General features: G+C 36.7%; 16 protein-coding genes. 13 read left to right on the top strand and 3 right to left on the bottom strand.

Going from position 1 to position 18,083, the window contains the following annotated elements; genetic code table 11:
* Positions 1-51 precede the first annotated feature (51 nt).
* From ACTB0X_RS00705 to ACTB0X_RS00650, 12 genes are all read left to right on the top strand, one after another.
* Positions 52-855: a DUF3050 domain-containing protein gene (locus tag ACTB0X_RS00705; protein WP_463023047.1), complete on the top strand. Its 804-nt coding sequence runs from the start codon at positions 52-54 to the stop codon at positions 853-855.
* Positions 856-903: 48 nt separating this feature from the next.
* Positions 904-2,772: an LTA synthase family protein gene (locus ACTB0X_RS00700; RefSeq protein ID WP_463023046.1), complete on the top strand. Its 1,869-nt coding sequence runs from the start codon at positions 904-906 to the stop codon at positions 2,770-2,772.
* Between the two features lie 42 nt (positions 2,773-2,814).
* Positions 2,815-4,293, top strand: coding sequence for a cryptochrome/deoxyribodipyrimidine photo-lyase family protein (locus ACTB0X_RS00695; protein WP_463023045.1), 1,479 nt, complete (start codon positions 2,815-2,817; stop codon positions 4,291-4,293).
* A gap of 53 nt (positions 4,294-4,346) precedes the next feature.
* Complete coding sequence (locus ACTB0X_RS00690) at positions 4,347-5,657, top strand: serine hydrolase (protein ID WP_463023044.1); 1,311 nt, start codon at positions 4,347-4,349, stop codon at positions 5,655-5,657.
* Positions 5,658-5,675: 18 nt separating this feature from the next.
* Complete coding sequence (locus tag ACTB0X_RS00685; RefSeq protein ID WP_463023043.1) at positions 5,676-6,665, top strand: bestrophin family protein; 990 nt, start codon at positions 5,676-5,678, stop codon at positions 6,663-6,665.
* 109 nt (positions 6,666-6,774) lie between these two features.
* Positions 6,775-7,209 carry an RrF2 family transcriptional regulator gene (locus tag ACTB0X_RS00680; RefSeq protein ID WP_463023042.1) on the top strand — a complete coding sequence of 145 codons (435 nt, stop codon included), beginning with the start codon at positions 6,775-6,777 and terminating at the stop codon, positions 7,207-7,209.
* 10 nt (positions 7,210-7,219) lie between these two features.
* The gene (locus tag ACTB0X_RS00675) at positions 7,220-7,609 is read left to right on the top strand and encodes a group III truncated hemoglobin (protein WP_463023041.1); all 390 of its coding nucleotides are present in this window, start codon (positions 7,220-7,222) and stop codon (positions 7,607-7,609) included.
* Positions 7,606-8,040 carry a hypothetical protein gene (locus tag ACTB0X_RS00670; RefSeq protein ID WP_463023040.1) on the top strand — a complete coding sequence of 145 codons (435 nt, stop codon included), beginning with the start codon at positions 7,606-7,608 and terminating at the stop codon, positions 8,038-8,040. Before ACTB0X_RS00675 ends, ACTB0X_RS00670 begins: the two co-directional genes overlap by 4 nt.
* Before the next feature lie 3 nt (positions 8,041-8,043).
* Positions 8,044-8,949: a tryptophan 2,3-dioxygenase family protein gene (locus ACTB0X_RS00665; RefSeq protein WP_463023039.1), complete on the top strand. Its 906-nt coding sequence runs from the start codon at positions 8,044-8,046 to the stop codon at positions 8,947-8,949.
* 24 nt (positions 8,950-8,973) lie between these two features.
* Entirely contained in the window at positions 8,974-9,291 is a 318-nt protein-coding gene (locus ACTB0X_RS00660; protein WP_463023038.1) for a phosphoribosylpyrophosphate synthetase, read from the top strand.
* A gap of 19 nt (positions 9,292-9,310) precedes the next feature.
* On the top strand, positions 9,311-9,781 hold the full coding sequence (locus ACTB0X_RS00655) for a hemerythrin domain-containing protein (protein ID WP_463023037.1): 471 nt from the start codon (positions 9,311-9,313) through the stop codon (positions 9,779-9,781).
* A 120-nt stretch (positions 9,782-9,901) separates the two neighbouring features.
* Complete coding sequence (locus ACTB0X_RS00650) at positions 9,902-10,915, top strand: anion permease (protein WP_463023036.1); 1,014 nt, start codon at positions 9,902-9,904, stop codon at positions 10,913-10,915.
* 652 nt (positions 10,916-11,567) lie between these two features.
* Here the strand turns inward: ACTB0X_RS00650 and ACTB0X_RS00645 are convergent.
* Positions 11,568-12,032: an Lrp/AsnC family transcriptional regulator gene (locus ACTB0X_RS00645; protein ID WP_463023035.1), complete on the bottom strand. Its 465-nt coding sequence runs from the start codon at positions 12,030-12,032 to the stop codon at positions 11,568-11,570.
* 103 nt (positions 12,033-12,135) lie between these two features.
* Between ACTB0X_RS00645 and ACTB0X_RS00640 the strand changes: the two genes are divergently transcribed.
* Positions 12,136-13,437, top strand: a complete 1,302-nt coding sequence (locus ACTB0X_RS00640; protein WP_463023171.1) for a cystathionine gamma-synthase family protein — start codon at positions 12,136-12,138, stop codon at positions 13,435-13,437.
* Positions 13,438-13,520: 83 nt separating this feature from the next.
* Here the strand turns inward: ACTB0X_RS00640 and ACTB0X_RS00635 are convergent, their stop codons facing one another.
* Together ACTB0X_RS00635 and ACTB0X_RS00630 are read right to left on the bottom strand one after the other, a co-directional pair.
* Complete coding sequence (locus tag ACTB0X_RS00635; protein ID WP_463023034.1) at positions 13,521-16,067, bottom strand: LamG-like jellyroll fold domain-containing protein; 2,547 nt, start codon at positions 16,065-16,067, stop codon at positions 13,521-13,523.
* Between the two features lie 566 nt (positions 16,068-16,633).
* Positions 16,634-18,076 carry a TolC family protein gene (locus ACTB0X_RS00630; RefSeq protein ID WP_463023170.1) on the bottom strand — a complete coding sequence of 481 codons (1,443 nt, stop codon included), beginning with the start codon at positions 18,074-18,076 and terminating at the stop codon, positions 16,634-16,636.
* Positions 18,077-18,083: the final 7 nt, after the last annotated feature.

Here is an 18,083-nt window from a genome sequence, read left to right as displayed (position 1 = left end):
TTTTTATATCAAAAACTGATCTGAAAATAATACCGTAAATAGCATAAAAAAATGATTCATTCTCGCATTACTGCCATCGAGCAAGAAATTCTTCCACTGAGAAAAGAACTGACAAACCACCGCATTTACAATCAATTGAATACAATTGATGACATTCAACTTTTCATGGAGACACATGTGTTCGCAGTTTGGGATTTTATGTCGCTTTTGAAAGCCCTCCAAATTAAATTGACGACAGTAACCTTGCCTTGGGTTCCTGCTCAAAATCCAACGCTGTCGAGATTCATCAATGAGATTGTATTTGGTGAGGAAAGTGATGTCAATGAATTAAACGAACCAAAAAGTCATTTTGAAATGTACATTGATGCCATGAAACAAATTCAGGCATGCACCAACCCTATCCTTACTTTTATTGATTTGATTGCGGTAAGAACTCCAGTTATTGAAGCACTAAAGATGATTGATTCATCAAAGGCTGTTCAAGATTTTGTGGCATTCACTTTTGAAACGATTGACACCAATCAACCCCATTTAATTGCTTCAGTATTTACTTTTGGCAGAGAAGACATTATCCCTGATATTTTTATAGAAATCGTCAAAAATGCAGAGAAAAATGATGACAGCCGCTCATTTAATAAATTATCCTATTACCTCAAAAGACACATAGAAATTGATGGAGATGAGCATGGTCCGCTATCACTGCAAATGGTAGCAGAATTGTGTGGTGATGATGACAAAAAATGGGAAGAAGCTACGCAGATTGCCACAGCAGCTTTAAAGAAAAGAATTGCACTTTGGGACAGTATAGCAGACAAAATCAGCATAGAAAAAGTGGATGAACTTCAATTAAATTAACCTATTCTTGAAAATAAGGCTAATTTTGTGGATAAATTTCATCAATAAATGAGGCCTTTAATCGATCGTATCTTTTTCAATTTAAATTACTACCTATTTTTTGTACTTTATTTTGTTTTTGTTCGGTTCATCTTTTTGGCCTACCATGCTGATTTTACTTCAGAATTAGATGCATCTACTTTTTGGATGATTCCATTCAAAGGACTGCGTTTGGATTTATCTGCTGCTAGCTATTTTACGTTACTCCCACTTGTAATTATTACAGTTTCAATATGGTTGAAAAATAAAATTACGAGAGCTATCATTAATTGGTACACCTACATTATCATTTTTGTAGTCAACATCTTATTCCTATTTGACATTGGTTTATACCGTTCTTGGGGAATGCGGTTGGACACTACTCCACTGATGTATCTCAACACACCTCGTGAAATGTTTGCGTCTGTTCCGACGTTAGTTTTGATCGGAAGTATTGCCTTCTGGATTGGATTTTCCCTGCTATTGTGTTACCTTTTTAATCGTTTTTTTAGTCAGAAAATAAGTCAATTCAAACCTTTAAAATATTGGAATGCGCCGATTATTTTACTGTGTATTATTCCAATAGGCATTGCAGGAAGAGGTGGTTTACAAACCATTCCTGTCAACCAAAGCAATGTCTATTTCTCCGATAAAATGTATGCCAATCATGCTGCTGTAAATTTTACTTGGAGTTTTATAAACGCTTTAAGTTATAAGGCTTATAGTTCTGATAACCCATTCAATGAAATGGAAGAGCAAAAAGCCGTTTCCATCATAAATGATGTCAGAAATCCGTTAAAAATTTCATTGTCCAACGACAGTTTGAAGTTGCTAAACAACGCTCAACCGAATGTAATTTTGATCCTTTGGGAAAGCCTAACAGCCAAAGTAGTGGCTCCCTTAGGTGGAGAAAGAGATGTAACTCCTCATTTAAATGAATTGATCCATGAAGGAATCTTTTTTGATCAATTTTATTCCAATGGCGACCGCAGCGACAAGGGATTAATTTCTGTCTTAAGTGGCTATCCACCCCAACCCGATCAGAGTATTATCAAAAATACTAACAAGGCGAGTTCGCTGCCATTCTTAACTCAAAAGATGGCCAAAATTGGCTACCACAATGCGTATTATTACGGTGGTGACTTAAATTTTGGGAACATGAATACTTACCTCAGAAATGGCGGTATTACTGATTTTGTTTCTGGTGAAAACTTTAGAGAAGAAGATTGGAACTCCAAATGGGGAGTGCATGACCATGTATTATTAGAGCGATTTTTAGTGGACATCAACAAGGAGCAAAAAACTCCATTCTTTAAGACTTTATTTACCCTTTCGAGTCACGAACCTTTTGAATTTCCTGGAGAATATGCCTTTGGGAAAGATTCAGATGCTAACCTCTTCAGAAGCGCGCACCATTACACCGATGAAGTGATCGGTAATTTTATTTCAGAAGCTAAAAAGCAGCCATGGTGGGAAAACACACTGATTGTGATCATGGCGGATCATGGTCATGCTTTACCTGCTAAAAAAGAGTTTTTCCACTCCCCAAGTAAATTTCACATTCCTATGTTGTGGTTGGGTGGTGCCTTGGCTCAAAAAGATACCATTGTTTCAAATATCGCCACTCACACCGACTTTGCTTTTTCTTTACTTCCGCTAATTGGTGGAGATAATAGTGATTTTGTTTGGGGAAATAATTTATTTGTACAGTCTGACAAACACTATGCGCATTACGTTTACAACAAAGGCTTTGGAGTGGTTAGTAAAGATGGTGTGGTCGTTTATGATTACCACCATAAAAGAAACGTGATCAAACGTGGACAAAAAATAAATGAACTAACTGAATTAGGGAAAGCACTCACTCAACTAACGTATCAGGATTTTCTTGATCGAAAGTAAATGTCCTGTGAAACAAAATAGAGACTTAACTGTCTCTTTCGAGTGAAAACAACAGAAAAACCGACGATAAATATTGTATGGCTGAAAAGAGACCTTCGGACTCAAGATCATGCTCCCTTATTTGTAGCCGAAGAAATAGGTGCTCCTTACCTTATTCTCTATTGTTTTGAACCAGAATTCATCAGTTATCCCGACACCTCAATTCGCCACCTGCAGTTTATTTATCACTCCTTGCAATCGATGAATAACGCGTTGGCTCGGTATAAAAAGCAAATCTCAGTGCAATATGGGAATGCTGTCGAAGTATTTAAAGCCCTAATCGATACGTTTCAAATAAATAAGGTATACAGCTATCAAGAAAGCGGGATTCTCTTAACTTGGAAAAGAGACAAGGCTGTCAAAAGACTATTTGATCAACATGCTGTAACCTGGAAAGAATTTCAGCGAGACGGAATTGTACGCGGCATTAAAAATAGAATAAATTGGGATAAAAGTTGGTTCGATACCATGAGTAAAGCAACGTTACAAAACAGATTTACCATAGCTATTAATACCATTCATTTCAATCACTTCCCACTTCCTGAAGATTTCATCAATACCCTTTCAAATTATGATCAAAAATGGCAACCTGCAGGTGAAATTAATGCATGGAGATATCTAACCTCTTTTGCAAAAAACCGAGGAAAGAATTACAGTAGACACATCTCAAAACCAACGGAAAGCAGAACAGCATGTGGTCGAATTTCTCCTTATTTGGCTTGGGGGAATTTATCCATCAAACAAGCCCTGCATTATGTTCGTTTTCACCCAAATTATGAAACAAATAAACGTGCCTTTGGCAACTTTATCACTCGCTTAAAATGGCATTGTCATTTCATTCAAAAATTTGAAGTGGAATGCAGTTATGAAACGAAATGCATCAACAAAGGGTATGAACTTTTAGAACACAACAAGAATGACACTTTCATTAAAGCATGGGAAACAGGGCATACAGGTTATCCTTTAGTGGATGCGTGTATGCGATGTGTGGCCGAAACAGGTTGGATCAATTTTAGAATGCGTGCCATGGTTGTTTCTTTGTTGTGCCATCATTTAGACCAAGATTGGAGAGATGGAGCTTACTATTTAGCACAACAGTTTTTGGACTATGAACCGGGGATCCACTACCCTCAATTTCAAATGCAAGCGGGAACCACAGGCATCAATACCGTTCGAATATATAATCCAATCAAGCAATCGCAAGACCATGACCCAAAAGGTGTATTTATCAAAAAATGGATTCCTGAACTAGAAAATGTACCGGAACAGTTTATCCATGAGCCCTGGTTAATGACCACAATCGATCAAACTTTTTGTGGTGTGACCTTAGGAGTGGACTATCCTTTCCCGATTGTCGATTTGAAAGAAAGTGGCAAACATGCGCGAGACAAAATTTGGGGACATCGCAAAGAACCTGAAGTTAGGAAAGAAAAGTCAAGGATTCTGAAAACTCACACTCGACCTAACAGAAAGAAAGAATAACAATCACCTTTTGTGTATTTTTATGAAGCAATTATTTCAACTAAGAGAGCACAATGAAAAATAGATTCTTCATTTTTATACTTTCCCTTTTTTTTCAATCCACTATATTTTCTCAATCTATATATTTTCCTAGTAAATTTCAATCAGCCACCTGGGACACTATTTCTCCACAGTCATTAGGTTGGTGTGTCAACGAAATAGATAGTTTATATCAATTTCTTGACGATGAAAATACAAAAGCATTTATCGTTTTAAAAGATGGTAAAATAGTTTTGGAAAAATACTTTGGAACCTTTTCAGTAGATAGTGCTTGGTATTGGGCATCAGCAGGAAAATCTGTTACAGCAGTTTTAACAGGCATTGCACAACAAGAAAATCTACTCTCTATTTCCGATAGTTCATCGAACTACCTTGGAAAAGGCTGGACCAACTGCACACCAGCACAGGAAGGAAAAATTAGTATTTGGAATCAGCTTACAATGACCTCTGGATTGGATGATGGAACTGGAGACGTAGACTGTACCATAGATACTTGTCTAAACTATTTGGCAGACGCAGGAACGCGTTGGGCCTACCATAATGCACCCTATACCCTTTTGGAAAATGTTGTCGAGCAAGCAAGTAATTCTACTTATCAGTCATTTACAAACACTCGTCTCTTTTTTAAGACAGGAATGCAAGGCTTGTGGTTTAGAATAGGATTCAACAACGTATTCTTTAGTAAACCTCGCTCAATGGCTCGTTTTGGGTTATTAATTCAAGCCAATGGCGTTTGGAATGGCGATTCAGTGCTAACTGATCAAACATATTACAACAATATGATTAATACCTCTCAGCAAATAAATCCATCATATGGATACTTGTGGTGGCTAAATGGAAAGTCAAGCTTTAAACTCCCCTCTACTCAATTTAATTTTCCAGGTTCTTTTGCTCCTGATGCCCCAACGGATATGATTGCCGCTTTGGGCAAGAACGGACAAATTTTGAGTATTTCAAAAAGTAATGGTTTGGTGATGGTGAGAATGGGCAATCCTTCCTCAGGCTCAGCCTTTTCTGTTCCATCTATGTTTTGCAATCAAATATGGCAACGACTAAACAAAGTCATTTGCAACACCAACTCTTTAAATGAAACCGATTTAGCGAGCCAAATAAAAGTATTTCCAAACCCAACCAAATCATTTTTGTCTATTCAAATGAACCCTTCAATTCAATTGGAAAAAATTCTAATCTATCACCCAAACGGCCAATTACTTTTGGAAACAGTTCAAGATAATATTTCATTAAATAATTTTCAAAATGGCATTTATCTTGTTAAAATTGTAACCAATAAAGGGATTGACTATCAACGAATCATTAAGCATTAAGAATCAAACTCATTAACCATGTATACAAAAAGAAATTATAGCTTCTTTATGACCTTTAATTGGTCGAAAAAGCCATTTATTTATGGATTAATATATTCCTCTATCATCACATTGATCGCCTATTTTGTAAATTTCAATATTTCATTCCCATGGCAACCCGTTAGTGTAATTGGTATAGCTGTCGCTTTTTACTTGGGATTTAAAAATAACAGTTCTTATGATCGTACTTGGGAAGCCAGAAAAATATGGGGAGGAATAGTCAATAACAGTCGGTCATTTGCAGCCACTGCTGTTTCTTTTGTACAAGGAGAAGGAGCTCAAGACATTCAAAAAGAACTTATTTATCGTCACATTGCTTGGTTAACGGCCTTGAGGTACCAGCTAAGATTGAGTCGTGATTGGGAACACAAAGATATGCGAATAAAAGAGCTCTTCATTCCAACAGTATGCGAACAATACACCGCAAGATTGGATGAGGAATTGACCCAATATTTATCTCCAATAGAAATGAAGCTCATTGAAGGCAAATCCAATACCGCGACTCAAATTATGGCTATTCAGGCACAACGCCTTCAAGAATTAAGAGACCAAAATTATTTCGAAGATTTCCGTCACATGGAGTTTCACCATTTAGTGATGTCATTTTATGACGATCAAGGAAAATCGGAGCGAATCAAAAACTTTCCTTTTCCGCGACAATATGCCTCTACTGCGCTTTGGCTAACATTGGTTTTTTGTGCCTTGATTCCATTGGCAATGTTGGATATTTTTAATGGCATGGGAGAAACCTTTTTCATCTACTTCTCCCCTTTCATTTCTGCCCTGCTTATTTGGATTTATTTCTTGATGGAAAAAATTGGAGATTACTCCGAAAATCCATTTGAAGGAACTTACAATGATGTTCCCATTTCTTCTATTGCACGAGGTATTGAAATTGATATGCGAGAAATGATAGCAGATAATGACATTCCTGAACCACTTCAGCCTATAAACGGTTTCTTGTTGTAATAGATTTTACAACATTTTGACTCTTCCACATTTTAGTCCTAAAAATAAATAAGGATAAAATTGTCCGAATTATTTTTGATTGATTAACTTTGGGTCAAAGTATATTTCTATGTTCTCAAAAGCATGTGAATACGGCATCAAAGCCGCTATATATATTGCATCTAAATCACTACTTAAACAACGTGCATCGCTGGTTGAAATAGCAGAGGAAATAGACTCTCCAACAGCTTTTACAGCTAAAATATTGCAACAATTAGTTAAAAGCAAGGTCATCCATTCCATCAAAGGCCCACATGGTGGGTTTTTTATCTCAACCGATGAATTGGATGCTATTCAATTGGTACAAATTGTTACAGCCATAGATGGCAACAAGCTTTTTACAGGTTGTGGTTTGGGATTAAAACAGTGTGATGAAAATCATCCCTGTCCTGTTCATGATCAATTCAAAAAAATTCGGGATGACTTGGAAGGATTATTAAAAAACACCAATTTAAAAGAAATGGCTGAAGGAGTAGATACCGGATTGTCATTTTTAAAACATTAAACAGCAACTTATGCAAAGCGAAATTCTAGATCTTAATGATATCAAAAAGCTAGTAGATACTTTTTATGGTAAAATCCGAAAAGACGAATTATTAGGCCACCTATTTGATGAACGAATTCAAGATCGATGGCCAGAACATTTAGAAAAAATGTACCGATTCTGGCAAACCATTTTATTGGAAGAACATACCTATAATGGAAGTCCATTTGCACCACACGCAAAATTACCAATTGGAAAAGAACACTTTAATCAGTGGATTCAACTATTTACCGAAACAATCGATGAATTATTCTCAGGTAAAAAAGCTGATGAAGCAAAATTTCGTGCAGGAAAAATGGCAGAAATGTTTCACTACAAAATAGAGTATTACAAAAACAATAGCGCAACTCCTATTTCATGAGAATAACAGCGAAATATCCGTTGGTCATCAGTATTAATTTCCTTTGGATTGGCTTTGTTTGCGCCATTAGCTTTATGGAGGCGTGGCTTAAATTCCAAGCTCCTGGCATTACAATACCACTCGGTTTGGGAATTGGTCGATTGGTTTTTAGCGCATTGAACAAAGTAGAATGGGTATTCTCTCTTGCGATATTGATCCAATTTTTAATCAATAGAAAGCTACTTTCTTTAACTTTAGGCTTCTTCTACATCCCTTTTGCAATTTTAATACTACAAACAATTTTTCTCCTGCCCGATTTAGACGTTCGTGCAGAATTAATCATACTAGGCGAAACTGTGCCTTCCTCATCTATGCACTTCTTTTATATCGCACTAGAAGTAGTTAAAGTCATTTGTCTAACCATATTCGGAATCCGATTATTTAAAAAATAGAACATGAGTCAAGAAAAAACCATCGAATCAATCAATAAAAAATACCAAGATTTAGGCGAAAATCCAGACACCTATTTAAATGGATTATTACAAGCTAAGCCTATCAATTATTGGGATTACATCCAAGTGGAAACCTTGCTTTCTATACAACGACCACGTACTGACTTTAAAGACGAAGAAATTTTCATTTTGTACCATCAGGTGACGGAATTGATGCTAAAGTTGATGGTTCATGAAATCAAACAAATTTTAGAAGTGGAAATCTACACCGAAGAATTTTTACTCTCTAAATTCAGTCGATTAAACCGATATACTGGCATGCTAATCAATTCATTCGACATTATGAAAGATGGAATGGATTACGATGATTACAATACATTTAGAGCCACATTGGCACCTGCTAGTGGGTTTCAGAGTGTACAATTTAGACACATCGAATTATACTGCACAAGATTAGAAAATCTAATCAACGATGAAGGTAAAAAACGTATTGGAGATAATCCTACCGTGGAAGATTATTTTGAGCACATCTACTGGAAAGATGCAGGAATGAACCGAAAAACTGGTAAAAAGACATTGACTCTAAGACAGTTTGAAGAGAAATACTTGGACGGATTAATTTCCCTAGCTAAGAAGCAACAAGGAAAAACAATTCAAGATCGATTAATGGAATTAGAAAATCCATCAAATGAGCTGAAAGAAAAGCTAAGAGAATTCGATCATTTATACAATGTAGCTTGGCCAATGGTGCATTTGGAAACTGCTCAGCATTATTTAGATAAAAAAGGGGAAAACAAAGCAGCTACTGGTGGTTCGGAATGGAAAAAATACTTGCACCCAAAGTTTCAACAACGGAAGTTTTTTCCTAACTTATGGACTGATAATGAAAAGACTAATTGGGGTGACTAGCACTCTATAACTAATCTACAACCCATGGAACGCAAAGATTATGAAACCGTTAGTGAAGCTGTTAATGATTTAGTAAAACAAGGGTATACCTTCAACTTTTCCATCTCGGAAGAGGAGGATTGCATTGTCTGCAAAAAAAGCGACATACAGCTTTCAGAAAAAGATTTTGAAATAGACGCGGTGTATCGGTTCGAAGGAATGAACGATCCCGGAGATTCTATGATAGTCTATGCCGTTTCCTCTAAAAATCACAACATCAAAGGAGTTGTAGTAAATGGCTACGGGGTATACTCTAGCAGCAAAGCCGCAAGAATTGTAGAAAAGTTGAGCAGACATTCCTAAATCTCCCAAACAAATTACTATGAACACAAAACAGCCAATAAAAAGGCATGTTGCTCTTCAGCCCCTAAGCAGAGAGCATCATCAAGGATTATTGTTGAGTTGGAAAGTTCGAAAAGGCCTCTCCAAAGACATTGAATTAAAACGTATTTCTAAATATGTTCGTTGGTTTTATAACGAACACCTAAAAAAACACTTTTCCGATGAAGAGGAATTTGTGTTTCCAGTTTTAGGAGGAAATAGCGATTTGGTTAAACGTGCACTTGCAGAACACCGAAGATTGATTAGATTGATGGAGAATGAAGAAGAATTAGAACGCTCACTCCATGCTTTTGAAGAAGAGTTGGAAAAACACATTCGCTTTGAAGAACGAGTGCTGTTTAATGAAATACAATCCGTAGCAACTGCCGATCAGCTAAAAGTCATCGAAAAAGTACTTATTGAAGATACTTTTTGTGACAATTGGAGTGATCAATTCTGGAAAACAGAGTAACTAAAACCAATTAAATACTCTAACTTTCAATTAAATAAGAATATTTTTCTCAATCCATACTAAAGCGATAGGGATTAAAGAGTTTTAATTACTTTTACCGAGTTTTTATTAATACCCATTTTGGAAATAGTTAGCATTTTAGTTATCCCTTTTCTTTTAGCACTCTTCCTCTCCATCAACATGGGAGCAAGTGGTACGTCGACTTCATTTTCTGCAGCTTATGGAGCCGGAGTCATTAATAGAAAGTGGATTCCAATTTTATTTGGAATCATGGTGATTGCTGGTGCATTTCTAGGTGGAAAAGAAGTTTCTTTAACCTTAGGAGAAGGAATCCTTGCTCCAGAATTATTTACGCCCCTCTATACTTCTATCATTCTTTTTACGATTGCCATATCGTTGTTCGCAGCTAATTTAATGGGCGTTCCTCAATCCACTAGTCAGACTACTGTTTTAGCCATTGCAGGAGGCGCTGCAGCTTTAGGTGAACTGCAAGCCGACACCTTATTTACAGAGATTATCCCCATGTGGTTTTTTCTCCCAATAATTGCATTTACTATCACTTATGTCATTTCAAAATGGGTCTTTCCACACATCAAGACGAAAGCATTAGAAGGTGATTTTGAACACATCAGAAACTTTAAAGGATTAAAAGTAGCATTAGTAGTAGCTTCTCTCTACGTCGCTTTTTCAGTGGGCGCTAATAATGTGGCGAATGCTGCCGGCCCAATCGCTTCATTATTTTTCAATGAATTTGGAATAGACAGTTATAACGGCTGGTCTATTTCTATGTTGGCCTTAATGGTAATGGCGCCATTCTTTGGATTTGGTAGCTATTTATTAGGGTTTAAAGTAACTCGATCAGCAGGTAAGGAAATTGTGAACATTACTCCTTTTTATGCAACGTTAATCTCAGTTATTGTAGCTACCCTTCTACTCTATGCATCAATCTCGCATGGCATTCCAACCTCTTTAGTACAGCTAAATGGGGCATGTTTTATAGCGCTCAGCATGACCAAAACTGGGAAGAAAAGCACTTTCTCCAATAAGACTGTCAAGAAGTTTTTGACCGTTTGGATGGTCGCTCCTGCTTTTGCATTTTTATTGACTTATGGGTTGACGTTGTTGGTGATGTAGTTTGCTAATGAAGCAATATAACAATGTATCAATTTATCAATGATTGGTTTGTGCCTTTGTGGTTATTTTTAATAGTTGAATCAGTCAATCAATCAATGAGTCTATTAATTATCCAATCTATTTTGTGGGTATAAAATAGAAGCAAGAAGTTAGAGGCTAGAAGTTAGATTTTTTTCAATCAATTTTATTAAACCTTTGTGTTCTCTGTGCCTTTGTGGTTATTTTTTAATGGATGAATCAGTCAATGAGTCTATTAATTATTCAATCTACTTTGGGTTATACAATAGAAACAAGAAGTTAGAGGCTAGAAGCAAGATTTTTTTCAATCTACTTTGTGAAACCTTTGTGACCTTTGTTCCTTTGTGGTTATTTTTTAATAGTTGAATCAGTCAATCAATCAATGAGTCAAATAATTATTGAATCTACTTTGTGTTTAAGAAATAGAATCAAGAAGTTAGAGGCTAGATGCAAGATTTTTTTCAATCTACTTTGTGAAACCTTTGTGGTTATTTTTTAATAGTTGAATCAATCAATTAATCAATGAGTCAGTCAATTATTCAATCTACTTTGTGGGTATAAAATAGAAGCAAGAAGTTAGAGGCTAGAAGTTAGATTTTTTTCAATCTACTCAGCGGTTAAAAGAGTAAACTTATCAACTCAACAACGGAAATACTGTAGATCGCTTAACTTCATTTAGCACGAACGTACTTTTGATCTGTCCCACATTCGGCAGCGCAGCCAACTTCCCTGAGGAAAAATGGTGATACGCATTCAAGTCCTTTACTGTCACTTTTAGTAAAAAGTCATTGATCCCTCCCATTAGGTAACACTCCATCACTTCTGGAATTTGACGCACTGCTTCGCTAAATGCATTGATTTCATCAATTTTCTGACTCTCTAATGAAACCGAACAAAACACAATCATGGATTGGCTGATAATTTTTCGATTTAACACAGCCACGTATTTTTCAATAATTCCTTCCTTTTCAAATCGTTTGATTCGCTCGTAAATGGGCGTTTTGGTTAAATTCAACTGGGTTGAAATTTCCTTTACGTTCATTTTTGAATCCTTCTGCAACAGCTCCAGTAGCTGTAAATCGATGTTGTCTAGTTTCATTTTGGGAAATTTTCCTTTTGTATCACTTCTGACTTGCAAATTAACACAGACTTTCCCTTAAATACATATATTTTAGGAGTAATTACTAAGTTTTTATTATTCTATAAAACAAATTCCTACTAGGCGTACTTTTGCAAAAAACATAAATACAATCATTATGGACCACAAATTACATCCCGAAAGCTTAATGATGACCTACGGTTATCAACCAGAATTATCAGAAGGCGCAGTAAAACCACCCATCTTTCAAACATCAACATTTGCTTTTAAAACAGCCGAAGAAGGAAAAGCATTCTTTGAGTTGGCTTATGGCTTGAGAGAGAAAGATCAAGACGAACAATTGGGATTGATTTACAGTAGAATCAACAACCCTAATTTAGAGATTTTAGAGAATCGGCTATCCCTTTGGGACCATGCTGATGATTGTGCCATTTTCGAAAGTGGAATGTCCGCAATTAGCACCACTCTATTGGAATTTCTGAATCCAGGAGATTTATTGCTGTTCAGCTCGCCAACCTATGGTGGGACAGATCACTTCATCAATCACTTCTTGAAAAAAATCGGTGTTGATAGTTTGTCTTTCCGATCTGGAGCGACAAAAGAAGAATTGATTCAATTGATTGAAAAGTCTGGAAAAGCGGACAAATTAGGCTGTATTTACATAGAAACACCATCGAACCCAACCAATCAACTCATTGACATCTCTATGTGTCGAGAATTAGCAGATCATTTTAGCTCTGAAGATAAAAAAGTATGTTTGGCGGTTGACAATACCTACATGGGACCTTTGTGGTGTAGCCCGTTGGATCATGGTGCTGATCTAGTGTTGTATTCAGCGACGAAATACATTGGTGGCCACAGTGATTTAATTGCAGGAGCCGTTTTAGGAAACGCAGAAAACATGATCCGAATAAAAACGTTGCGTACGTTCTTAGGAAACATGGCAAGTCCTCACACCTGTTGGTTACTATTGAGAAGTTTAGAGACGTTGAAAGTAAGAATGGAACAGCAAACTAAAAGTGCACAAGACATTGTTGCTTACTTAGTCAAACATCCAATGGTGAATAAAGTGATGTTCTTGGGATTGTTGGAAGAAGGAACTGCAGCGCATGCCGTTTACAAAAAGCAATATACGGCTCCAGGAGCTATGATTTCATTTGAGATTAAAGGTGGCGAAAAAGAAGCATTCCGTTTCTTAAATGAGCTAAAATTAGTGAAGCTAGCAGTAAGTTTAGGAAGTACTGAAAGTTTGGTGCAACACCCTGCTTCTATGACTCACGCAGGAATTGATCCTGAATTAAAACAATCGTTAGGCATTACCGATTCTCTAATTCGTTTGTCTGTAGGAGTTGAAAACAGTGAAGATTTAATTTGGGACATCGAAAACGCGTTTAAAGCCGTTTAATCCCAATCTAATCAATAAAAAAAGGTGGAAGTGCTCAACTGATTTGAGTGCTCCCACCTTTTTACTTTTTAAACCCCGTTCGTTTATTCAATAATGATCAGTTTTTCATTCAACACCACAGATTGATTAGCAGTTGCTTTGATGATATAAGTACCTGACGGTAATTTTGGATTCAATTCTAATTCATTGGATTGTTTAGTGATGAATTGATTAAAAACAATATTTCCTTTGATGCCGTATATGGTCACTTCTAGCTCTTGCCCATTTACATCACCTTTCAAACTAAACTGCCCTTTGGTAGGATTAGGATAGATTGACATTGCATTTTCAGCAATTTCATTGGATTCTATCGCAGTGATTACATTTCCATAAACTCCATTAATCACATCATCACTTGCGGCTTCGTCATTAGCTGCAGTTACTGCTACCGCTATTTCATAAACCAATTGAGGATTAAATCCAACTAAAGTGGAAAAAGTAAATTCCAAGCTGTCGCCCGCTGCAATTGTTGCTGATGCTAATTCTGTAGAAAATGAAGTACCATTAACAATCAATTCCAAACTCGGATTTGAAATGCTCGTAGAGCCATAATTGCGCAACATCACCTTCACAGGAGTCGTGGCTGATAAAACTGCTGATGCAGTTGGAGAAGTAATCGCAGAAGCAGCGATATTCGTAAAAGCTGTTGAATCGATGTATTGATCAGATTTCTGAACCAAATACGCATGAATTTTGTAATGTGGCTCGGTATGACCATTATTGTTGTAGCCCGTGTTTAGCAAGTTGACATAGTTTTGCAATTCATAATCTACTAACATGGTTTGTCCTGGGGTTGCTATTGCAGTTAAGTTCCCAATAAAAGGATCAACCGCCTGACCTGGACACCAACCTGCTCGAGCATACAACCAAGTACCTGCTTGATTATTACACGAATTTGATGAGCAATTGCTTTTCCATAATCGGTGACTCATCGCCGTATTTCCATTCACTTTCAACTGATGGGTTTTATCTGAAAATTCAGCTGCATTGCCTGTATTTCCTTGTCCATGTCCCGTGATGGTCATTCGCATAGCTACTTCTTTGGCTATTGTGGGTACATAAATATTTTGGGCAGGTAAATCATGTGATTTATTTGGATCTCCATACACCCAATTGTCAGACGACCATAAAGGAGTAATTAATTGATATGGATTGGCTACCGGGTTTTTCTCATAAGTTAATGTGGCGTTCAACAACCAACCTGATCCACCCCATACTTGGATGTAGGAGATAAAATCAACATTTCCTCTCAACCAGGTTTTATAATCGGTCATGTCAACAATCCAAGGACCACAGCCTTTTCCATAAGGAGTAATAAATCGAGCAACCTCATAGATTTTACCTTCTTTTGAAATAGAAATTTTAGCAGGCTGATCCCAAGGATCACAGCCTGTGTTAGGACATTGTAAGCTCAATGTCATATAGATTCGACTATAAGCAGTATTGTCGTCTGGTAAAGTAACCGCAGCCAAATGCGATTGACCAGCGGCAGCAAAATTGTGTTGTTTTCGTGTAAAAATTGGGATCTCTAAGTTATTCGGATTCGCTGGTTTTACATACCTTTTAAAAACGGTATCATTCAAGTTATTAATATCTCCTGAAAGGCTAGCGAATACTTTTAAGTTATTGATGCTGTCTGTTGTATTCAATAAAGTATTCATGGTATAAGTAATACTTTCTCCGGGCAAAACTGTTTGAGTAATGGTCTCAATGACTGCTGGATTAGTGTTTAGTTTGTACCCCACGTCAAATGTCTGAATGGTATCATTGGCAACATTAGTAAATTGAGCACGTACTTTAGAATAACCTTGAAAAAAGGTAATTTGGTCAGGAGCACTTACTCCTTTCACGCTGATGTCTAACGTTGGAACAAAATAACCCGCCACTAAAGGATTAGTAGGGAAGTTCTGCAATACACCTTGTGTACTTGCAGTACCGACATGGTTGGGTGTGGTATTGTTGGCAATGGTATCCATCTTATAATAACCTAATAAATTGGCAGTAGTCGTTGGTAAGTCCACACTCATGTCTGCTTGAATCTGAGTCTGCGTTCTCGCTACATTCCAAATTCGAACTTCATCAATTTTTCCATCAAATACTCGACCTGAAAAACCTGCGCTTTCACCAATAAGCAATAAATTAGTAGAAGGTAATATTGCACTAGAAGCTTTAGAACCCACAAGCACTCCATCTACAAAAATTCGAAGCGTGCCATTGTCCATTACTGCTGCCACGTGATGCCAAGTATTGGTTTGCATTACTGGAGCACTAACGACTTCATTCCAATTGGAATTCCCTAATCCAATCGTAAAACTCAATCTTCCACTGTTACCACATCGCAAAACATAACCAGTTTCATTGGATTGATCTTTTCCAACAATTGTACCTTGCCAAGTTTGTGGTTTCCATGATGAAGCATTGATCCATGCTTCTATCGTCAGTGCATTTCCGGAATTAAATCCAGCGCTACCAGTCACCTGTATTTTATCGTTATTGCCATCAAATTGGATGCTTTTGTTTTGCGCAAAAAGTGATCCTACTGATAACACACTAGAAATTATAAATAGTTTAAATAGTTGTATTTTATTCATAGTTAGTTTGTTTAAAATTGCAATTTACTCTATTATTTTATTTTAACTAATGGTAACTATTATTTAATCCTTAATTATCATTATAATCAGTAAAACTTTTAATTTGATATTTATTTGTTTTTTATTTCACTTTTTGGTGAGCATATTTCGACAAGCTCAATAACCCAAATAAGTAAAGCAAAAAGCTCAGCCCTTATCAAAAGGAAATTAAATCCTTGAATTCCCTAAGTTCAGCTGGATGATCTTCTCGGTCCACCTTCGAAGCTTTCCAGTTTCTCTAAGGAAATTCTTCTGATTTACCTTCCTTTTGCTAAATGGCAGTCCCAAAATAAAAACAACTTATTAATATTAAAATTATCCCAAGCTAAAACACTGTATTTTATTTATTTAAAAAATTTATTACCGATAGCTTTAGGTTTTAATAAAAGTTTAATTAATCACTAGTGCTTAATTATCTAAAATTCACAAATCAATTATTTCTAACATTCTTCCCATAAAAAGCAAACCCCGAATTGCACAAAGGCAAAACGGGGTTCACTAACAACCAAAAAAAAAGAAAAACTGTGTTATCTCCAGCCGCCGCCTAGGGCATGATAGATATCTACCATTGCATTCATTTGCTGCTTTTTAGTCTCTATTAATTCAACTTTTGCTTCAAGCGCATCTCGTTGTGTCATTAGCACTTCCATATAATCTGCTCTTGCCGAACGAAATAAATTAATCGAAATATCAATGGATTCAGACAGCGCTTGTACTTGTTTCGATTTCAAGTCGTAACTCTGTTCCAAATTATTCACCTTCGCCATTTGATTGGCCACATCGATGTATGCATTCAACACCGTTTGTTCATACTGAAAAAGTGCTTGAATTTGACGAGCATTGGCATTGTAATACATCGCCTTAATAGCATTTCGGTTGACTAAAGGAGCCATCAAGTCTCCTGCTAAATTGTACAGTATTGATTGTGGCGATTTAATCAAAAACTCAGGATTGAATGCTTGAAATCCTATTCCTGCAGAAATCCCCAATGAAGGATAAAACTGCGCTTTAGCGACTTTCACATCTATCTTGGAAGCCATTAACTCTTGCTCCGCCTGCTTTACATCGGGTCTATTTTCCAACAATTGTGCAGGAATCCCTGACAAAACCGTCGGAGGCAACAAATCAGAGAACCCTTTCGCATCCCGCTGAATTGATTGACCATAACGACCAGTTAAAAAGTTGATTCTATTTTCTGTTTCTACAATCGACTGTTGGATTTGAAACTGCAAACTCTTCGTTTTATACACCTCTGCTTCAAACTTTCGAACAGCTAATTCGGTCACCATGGTCGCTTCCTTCTGCTGTCTTACAGCTCTCAAGGCATTGTTTAAAATCAAAATGTTGTTTTGTACAATTTCCAACTGATTGTCTAATGCCAATAACTCATAATAAGAATTCGCGACTTCAGCGATTAAGTTGGTCACAACAAAGTTTTTCCCTTCTACAGAAGCCAAATATCTGGAAACTGCTGCTTTCTTTGCATTGCGCAACTTTTTCCAAACATCAATCTCCCAAGAAGCGTAGGCTCCTACCATATAATCTTGTAACGGTTCTGGAAATTCTTCTCCTGGTTTAATGTCAGTTGTAGCTTCCAACGCACCATTCCGAGTGTATCTCGCTGTTTTTTCCACTCCCGCTCCTGCTCCAATTCCAAGTGATGGAAGGTATTCTCCCTTCCGTGCTCGGATTTCATTTTGACTCATCTGCATCTCTAAAAAAGTCATGTTCAGCTCTTGGTTATTTTTCAAAGCAGAATCAATCAATGCATTCAAGTTTGGATCGGTGAAATATTCCTTCCATGGCACAGTACCAGTATTCACGGTATCTGCTTTGTTAGCTCCCTTATAATTCTCAGGAATGGTTGCATGTTCTGCATCCGTCGCCATAGATGGAACTCGACAAGCTGCAACAGTTAAAGCAATGATAAGTGCTGCGCCATATGTATGTATCTTTCTATATTTTAACATCTTATTC

This window comes from Acidiluteibacter sp., from assembly GCF_055129545.1.
This window is presented reverse-complemented; position numbering and strand designations above follow the sequence as displayed.